Source organism: Chitinophaga sp. (assembly GCF_035761305.1).
Classification (GTDB): Bacteria; Bacteroidota; Bacteroidia; order Chitinophagales; family Chitinophagaceae; genus Chitinophaga.
In genome coordinates, this window is record NZ_DASTRI010000147.1 from 20787 (window position 1) to 28976 (window position 8190).

The following is an 8190-nucleotide window of genomic DNA, read 5'->3' on the forward strand; positions in this document are numbered from 1 at the left end:
TATCAGAATGTTGCCTTTACGCCAAAATTGTATGCGCGTACCAGCGGGTACATGCCGTAATCTACGCCGGGTGTAAGATTGGCGCCGGTATTATAATCCACCTCCGGGTTATAGCCCAGGTATTTTGTAACGGTAAAGGCATTATCTACTGCGGCATATACGCGTATGTTGCTTAAGCCTTTCACGTTTTTAATTAATCCCTGCGGCAGGTTATAGCCCAGTGTAATATTGGTGCAGCGGAAGAAAGAGCCATCCTGCAGGTAAAAGGTAGAAAGGCGGGTGCTGTTGCTTTGCGTGCCGCCGCGGGAGGCGCGGTACACGCTGCCATTGCCCGGTTCTGCCTCCGAACGGTAGCGCTGCGCCACCTTTGCATACTGGTTGCCGGAGCCTTCCATGTTAAACAGGTAATAGTCCTGCCCGTCCAGCACCTGGTTGCCGTAAGAGCCGTTGAAAGAGGCATTCAGGTCTACAGACTTATAGCTGAAGGATAACCCGAACCCATATATGAATTTGGGATAGGGTGAGCCGATCACGGTTTTATCTGCATCCGTCACTACACCGTCGCCGTTGGTATCTTCAAAATAAATATCCCCCGGCTTCAGCCCGTTGCTGGATGCGGTAGAGCGGGCAGGCCCTTTGAGCACATATCCTTTCGGGAACGACTGGGTAGCGGCATTATAAAAAGCATCGTCTGCCGCAATGTTGGCCATGTCGCTTTCTCTTACCATGCCTTTTACCCTAAAGCCGTAAAACATGCCAATAGGCTGTCCTTCTTCTGTAATATGCGTTTTATAAGACCGCTCTGCGCCGGCGGTAATAATGGTGCTGGCGCCGCCCATGTCCAGTACCTTGTTACGGTTCACAGATATGTTGCCGCTGAAGTTGAAATTAAAATCTTTGGTAGATACAATCCTGCTGTCTACCTGTATATCAAAGCCCTTGTTCTGCACTTTGGAGTTGCGCAGGTTGGTGAGCACCGTAGAGGCGCCTGATACTGCCGATACAGATTGATTAAACAGCAGGTTATAAGAGCGGCTGATGTAGTAGTTGGCAATTACAAATACGCGGTCGTTGAACAGCCCCACATCTGCGCCAAAGTTGAACTGTGAGGTTGACTCCCATCCCAGCTTCTGGTCGCGTATATCGCCTGACCATATGGCGGTGGCAATAGTGCCGTTACCATATACCACGCCGCCAGGCTTGCTCATTACCTGCTGGTAGTTGTAGTTACCAATATTGTTATTGCCGCTTAGGCCCCAGCTGGCGCGCAGCTTCAGCGAAGTGGCGGTGCCCAGGTGATCGGTATAGAATTTTTCCTTTGAAATATTCCATCCGGCAGATACAGAGGGGAAGTTACCCCAGCGGTTGGCCGGGCCAAAACGTGAGGAGCCGTCTGTACGGAAAGAGCCGGTCAGGAAATATTTATCCTCATAATTGTACACAATGCGCGCCAGGTAAGAGAGCATTGTCCACGTAACCTTGCCCGTAGCCGGCATCAGCGCAAAGTTGGTAGGGTCGGCCCCTTTGGCGGTGATCTCCTGGATGCGGTCGTTCTGGTAACCGCGGGCCAGCACGCTCACTGCATCACTGGTGAACTGCTGGGCAGTATAACCTGCCAGCACGTCAATATTATGCTTGCCGAGCTGCTTCCTGTAGTTCAGCGTAAACTCGCCCAGCTGGTCCATGGTGGCCAGTGTACGGGAGGTGTCACGCGCAGCTGCCAGGGCCTGCGGAGAGTACGGCGGGTTAGCATCCGCACTCAGGCTGCCGGGGCGGTAATACTCATACTTTTCATTATAAGTTTGCATGCCCAGGTTGGCTTTAAAAGAAAGGCCGGGAATAATCTCGTACACGGCAAATCCATTATAGGTTGCCCGGCGGCCTTTGCGGGTAATGTTGGTTTCTTCTGCAATAGCCACGGGATTTTCAATTACCTGGTAACCGTAGGCCGATGATTGGGAAGCTGCTTCGTTCTTGGCTAACGTGCCGTCGTCGTTCCTGGCGCGGAAGTAAGGCATATATATTAAGGCGCCCAGTATGGGGCCATGGTCAAAACGGCCTTCCTCTACTTCGCGATTGTCGTTGGAGGTAAAGGAAATATTGGCGCCTACCCGCAGTTTGGTATTCACATCTGCATCTATATTGGCGCGCAGGTTCAGCCGGCGCTGGTAAGTGCTTACAATAATACCCTGCTGGTCCTGGTAGCCGCCGCTCAGCGCATAGCGTACACCGTTCTTACCACCGCTGAAAGCCAGGTTATGGCGTTGCACAGGCGCATTGCGGTACAGCTCATCCTGCCAGTCTGTATTATACTTAGGGTGTATGAGCTGCTGTGTAGCAAAATCATAAATATCCGCAGGTATGCTTACGGAGCTGGCACTGCCTACCCTGGCCACACGGGTGGCGTTATCATCGGAGAACATGGCATCGTTCCAGGCGCCGCCGCTGTTTACAACCAGGTCGCGGTAGGTGTTATTGCGGCCGTCTATCACCAGCTGCGCATACTGGCCGGCATTCAGCAGCTTTACCTTTTTGTTTAGCTGGTTCACGCCAAACTGGTAGTCATACTCCAGCTGTCCTTTGCCTTCTTTGCCATGCCTGGTGGTAATGAGCACCACGCCGCCGGCTGCGCGGGAACCGTAAATAGCTGCAGAGGCAGCGTCTTTCAGGATGTCTATGGATGCTATATCGTTCGGGTTAATATACACATCGTTGCCGGCCGGGTAACCGTCAATTACATACAGCGGGTCGGAGCTGGCGTTAACAGATCCTACGCCGCGCACGCGTATTTTGGTGCTGACATAAGGCGCGCCGCTTACCTGCGATACCTGTACGCCCGCCACTTTACCTACCAGGGCCTGACCTACGCTGGGAGTGGTAAGGTTTAGCTCCCTGGCCTTTACACTGGAAATAGCGCCGGTAACATCGCTCTTGCGCATTTTCTGGTAGCCTACAGACACTACTTCGTTCAGCTGCTTTACATCTTCACGCATCCGTATATTCAGCACCGGCTGACTGCCTGCAGGTACTTCCTGTGGAATATAACCGGTAAAGGTAAATACCAGCGTGGCGCCATCGCTTACACGGATGGTGTATTTGCCGTTACCGTCTGTAACAGTGCCGTGATGGGTACCTTTCTCCACCACGTTTACCCCTGGCAGGGGCTGGTTCTTTTCATCAGTAATAGTGCCGGATATAGTTACTACGGCCGGCTGTTGCCACCCTATGGGCCGGCCTTTCACTGCTGCATTGGCCGGTGTTACAGCCAGTATGCTGCATGCCGCCAGTACAAACTTACATCCGCGTTTAAAATCGAATAACGTTCTTTGCATAACTCTACCAGTTGACATTTATAAAATGAACATTGTGCTGTTTGGAGGAGGTAACGGCAACGCCGGTATGCGGGCTGCCTGACAGGCTGAAGCCTTCCAGCTCGTCCGGTTTATCTATATCCACTGTTTTAACAACCGCTGCTTCACCGGCCGCTATGGACTTTTCCAGGTCCAGGAAGGTGAAGCGCCATTTGCGGCCTTCTACCTGGTTTTGTATAAGCAGCAGTATTTTCTTTTCCGGCATCCAGTGCAGGTTCTGTACCCAGGGGCCGCAGGTGAATTTCTTAAACAGCACGCCGGGCGTTTTGGTGTTGAACGCATTTTGCAACCGGTCAGGATAGTACAACCGCACTTCATTGCCATGATTACCGTAATCGGCTGTGGCTACATACCATTGGCCATTGTATTGCACGTACTCCGGGCGGGTGCCCTGTATACATGCGTCGTCTTCAATTACGCGTTTAACATTGCCGTCAAGCGTATGTGTTTGCAGCAATCCTTCCCAGTTAATACAATAGATAACGGCTTTCCAGGCAGTACCCTCTTTATTCAGCCGGATGCTGTTACCAATAAAAACAGGCAGGTTGCCGTGGCGGGCAATGCCCGTAGGGTGATTAATCACATCTTTACCATCCTGCGTAAACCGGTATTCATTCCCGGTATATAACAGGGTGTCGGCACCAGGTATGTATTCCCGCATCATACCGGTTTCACGGTCGCCATACAGGTATAGCCTGCCCTGCTCAAAGTGGGCGCCCTGGCAGGCTCCCAGGGAGTCTACAGTTAAGGAGCGCCGAATCTTCACCCCCACATTCACACGTAAAAAGGAAAGTAATCCACTGCAGAGGATTACAATAACTGCTGTTGTTTTCATTATGTTACCATTGATGTACGCACATGATTAAGTAGCCGCCTGTGGCATAACAGGTGTTACAGATATGGTTGTCCTCAATTATTAAAGTGTATGATTTGACCGGTACCTTAAGTGTTGCAAAGAGAACTATCCATTATTATCGAATGGTTAAGCGCGCATTATTCAATTGTTATGAATGACGAATGATAGGACTTAATACTTATGGAAAAAGTTGCGCATGTCGCTGGAAATTACGTACTTAGACGCATTCAAATAACCAGATAACCAAAAAATAACCACTATGAAAACCCGTACACCCCGTACCCGATCCCTGCTCGGTGCAACCCTCTTTATCAACTTGTTTTTTATGGCCTGTAAAAAGGATGATGATGACGTGCCTACGCCGCAATACACCATGATGCAGCTGTACGAGCAGGCTGTTACAGATGCTATGGTGGCCGACAGCGCCGAAGTGATAGACACGCTGTGGGCTATTACGCCAAACAATTCCAACCTGCAATGGAAAACCATACACGGACAGCAGTACGTGGAGGTGGCCACCTTCATGCGCTATCCCGGCAGCTACCCTGCCGGCGACTCTATCAGCAATACCTGGGGCGAGTCGTGGGTGTTTGTTCCAACGCAAATGAAACGCCGGCTGGCGCCCGGCTTCACTGCCAGCTCAGACACCATAATGCGTATTTGCCAGCTGTTAGGCCTGCCCCCGGCCAATGACCGCAGCAACACGCATATTTCAGTGATGTGGGTAAAGCCCGAACAGCTGGTGCGCCCGGCCGGTAACCCCGCTATTAATACCGCTACTGCCGGGGCTATGCTGGCAACCAATGCTTCCGCCAATTATGCTACGTGGTTCGACAACAACATTATTTACTCTTATTACCGCCCTTTAACTTCGGCAACAGACTATTATTATCCCTGGACACGTTTGGGCTATACATACGACTGGGCGCCTGATGCAAAGGAAGTAGGGATGAGTGAATATGTTTTACAAACCGGCTCAGGTATATGGGTAGAGCAAACAACTACCGCTGCCGCCTTTTTTAAGAATTAACGGAGGAAGGTGATTATGGAGCGTTCATAACAGCTCGCTTAATAGTTGTATAAGGGCAGATTTGGTGTGTGCTGTGCGGCTGGCCTGAGTAAACCTGAAAATAGTTGCTACAAATGCCTTATGCGATGTGCTGTGCGGGAACACCAATTATTTAGCGACTAACGGTATAGCTTATACGGCAATAAGGGAGGATGTGTCAATGTAACGATACGTCCTCCCTTTTTTGTTATGCTAATTGCCTGAAAATCAACATCAATTCCGCATTAACCCTGCATCAAGTCCACGTTATGTCCACATGCTATATGATTATCAATAGTTTATACCTCCTGTTATATTGCCCGGTGCTTGCTGTAAAGTGGTAGTGAAGTGCGGGGAAGTTGCTGCTGCTCTTCTCCCTTAAAAAGAGGATATAATGGAACTTGTAGTTACAGGGTTTCCTATTTTATATTTATAGTACCGCATTTTTCCAAAACAAAAAAAAGAAATTATCGCGTTTGGATTTTACTTTGTGTTTGTATTTAACCCGTTTAATTATTCTACGTTGTCCATTAAAATTGTATAACCATAACTTTATTTTTCTTATGTAACCCGTATTACCCAGGTAATTTTCGCATTGAACAACTCAAACCGGTAAACCTGTTCCCTCAACAGCATACCATATCTTAATTTTTATACCCTCAAAACCATTTCCATGTCTATCAATGTCCAATTCACAAAAGGCAATGGCATTCGCCTTTACACGCCGGCACAGGAAGAGTATATCGATGCTGTTTCCGGCACATTCAACCTCTCACTGGGCTATAGCTACCCCGAGCTGGTAGATGTACTCAAAGCTCAGGTGGAAGCGCTCATCCACGTTTCATCATCTTTTACCGGGCAGCTGGCCCAGGATGTTTTAAACAGCATACTGGAGCATGCGCCGGAGCACATTACCAATGGCTGGATGCGGGATATTATCGGCTCCACCGCCAATGAAGGCGCAGTAAAGATCGCCAACAAATACAACGGTAAAAACGAAGTGCTCAGCCTCTCGCTCTCCCATCATGGTCAAACATTATTTGCTACCAGCATTTCCGGCAATGCATTCCGCCGGAAATCATTTTCCAATACCTTGGTTACGCAAAATGGTGTTGTACCTGCCCCTTATTGCTATCGCTGCCCCTATGCAGCCAAAGGAGCGCCTGCCTGCGGCTACCTCTGTACAGAAGCCATATACGATTATGCGCAATATGCCAGCTCCGGCAATGTATCGTGCATGATCCTGGAACCTGTACTGGGTAACGGCGGCAACATTATTCCGCCGGAAGGCTACTTTGAGCGCATCCGGCAGCTCTGCGATGAGCTGGATATTGTGCTCATTGCAGATGAAGTGCAAACCGGTATTGGCAGAACGGGCTATATGTTTGCCAGCAGTCACTTTAACATACAGCCCGATATTATTACGCTTGCCAAAGGCCTGGGCGGCATTGGCATACCGGCAGCCGCTATATTGTACAGGTCTGAGCTTGCAGTGCTGGAAAAGTTTGAGCACTCCTATACTTCCGGCGGCAACCTGCTTTCATTAACCGCAACGCAAAAAACAATGGAAGTAGTATCGCGGAAAGGTTTCCTGGAAAATGTACGTGAGAACGGAAAAGTGCTCGGCAGCCTGCTGTTGGCGCTGAAAGAAAGGTACGGTCATTTCATAGGCGATGTGCGGGGCCTCGGGTATATGTGGGGACTGGAAATTGTGGATGCAGCAGGGGCGCCGGACGTAACCCTCACCAACCGTATCATTGACCTGGCGCTGGACGATCACCGCCTTATACTCCGCAGCTCCCGCTACGGCTTTGGAAATGTAGTAAAGGTAAGGCCCGCGCTCACCGCTACACTCGACGATATACAGGAAATCTGTGCAAGACTTGACAAACTATTCAGCCAGCTTTAAAACAACATCCATGAAAGCCATCGTGTATAACAACCCCTGGGATATAACCCTGGAAGAAAAAGAAGAACCGGCCATCCTGCTGCCGGATGAAGTGATTGTTGAAGTACGCGCCACCGGTATCTGCGGCACAGACCTTAGTATTATTTCCGGCGAATACACCGCACGGCCGCAGGTAATTATCGGGCACGAGTCTGCCGGCGTGGTAATAGACAAGGGCAGCGGCGCAGACAACTGTAATGTTGGTGACCGCGTGATCATAGATCCTACTTACTATTGCGGCTACTGCGATAATTGCCGCAAAGGGCTGCGCAATCATTGCCTGCTAAAATCCAGCACAGAAGCAGGCGTTTCCATTGACGGCACCTTTACCCGCTATTTTAAAACCACGCAACGTTTTATTTACCCGCTGCACGATCATATTCCTTTTGAGCAGGGCGCCATGGCAGAACCACTCAGCTGTGTGCTTACCGCCGTAAAAAAGCTGGCGGTTACGCCTTTTATGCGCACTGCGGTACTGGGAGGCGGCCCCATAGGACTGCTGTTTTACCTGGCGCTGAAACAGTACGGCATACAGGAAGGCGTGGTGTATGAAGCATCACCGCACCGGGTAAAGCTGATAGAAGAAAACAATGTGCTGTCAGCCGGATGGAATATTTCCCCGGCCTTTGTACCGCAGAAAAACCAGTATGATCTTATTATTGACACTACCGCCAGCCTGCTGGAAAAATCCATACAGGCCATTGCGGACGGTGGAAAGATTTCGCTGATGGGCCTGCGTAATAACCGGCAAACCATTAACCCGCGGGAGATTGCAGACCGCAGCATATCTATTATCGGTTCCATCGACTCGCAGGACACTTTCCGCCACGCGGTAGCGCTAATCAACAGCGGGCGGCTGGAGCTGCAGAAGATCATCACAAAAGAGTATGACCTCAATGGCTTTAGCGCTGCTGTTAAAGACCTGGGCTGCGACCTGGCCGCACGGCAGCGAAGCAACAATATAAAC

At 50.1% G+C, this 8190-nt stretch carries 5 protein-coding genes; 3 read left to right on the forward strand and 2 right to left on the reverse strand.

Annotated features, from left to right (window positions below; genetic code table 11):
• Positions 1-2: 2 nt before the first annotated feature.
• Positions 3-3332, reverse strand: a complete 3330-nt coding sequence (locus tag VFS25_RS12800; protein ID WP_326462542.1) for a TonB-dependent receptor — start codon at positions 3330-3332, stop codon at positions 3-5.
• 4 nt (positions 3333-3336) lie between these two features.
• Positions 3337-4143, reverse strand: a complete 807-nt coding sequence (locus tag VFS25_RS12805) for a hypothetical protein (protein ID WP_326462543.1) — start codon at positions 4141-4143, stop codon at positions 3337-3339.
• Between the two features lie 343 nt (positions 4144-4486).
• Here VFS25_RS12805 and VFS25_RS12810 point away from each other — a divergent pair, with 343 nt between their 5' ends.
• The 3 genes from VFS25_RS12810 to VFS25_RS12820 form a co-directional block, all read left to right on the forward strand.
• A complete protein-coding gene (locus VFS25_RS12810; protein WP_326462544.1) occupies positions 4487-5257 on the forward strand; it encodes a hypothetical protein in 771 nt (256 codons plus the stop codon).
• Between the two features lie 691 nt (positions 5258-5948).
• The gene (locus tag VFS25_RS12815) at positions 5949-7184 is read left to right on the forward strand and encodes an aspartate aminotransferase family protein (protein WP_326462545.1); all 1236 of its coding nucleotides are present in this window, start codon (positions 5949-5951) and stop codon (positions 7182-7184) included.
• 10 nt (positions 7185-7194) lie between these two features.
• Positions 7195-8190, forward strand: a 996-nt coding sequence (locus VFS25_RS12820; RefSeq protein ID WP_326462546.1) for an alcohol dehydrogenase catalytic domain-containing protein, incomplete at its 3' end; no start/stop codon positions are given.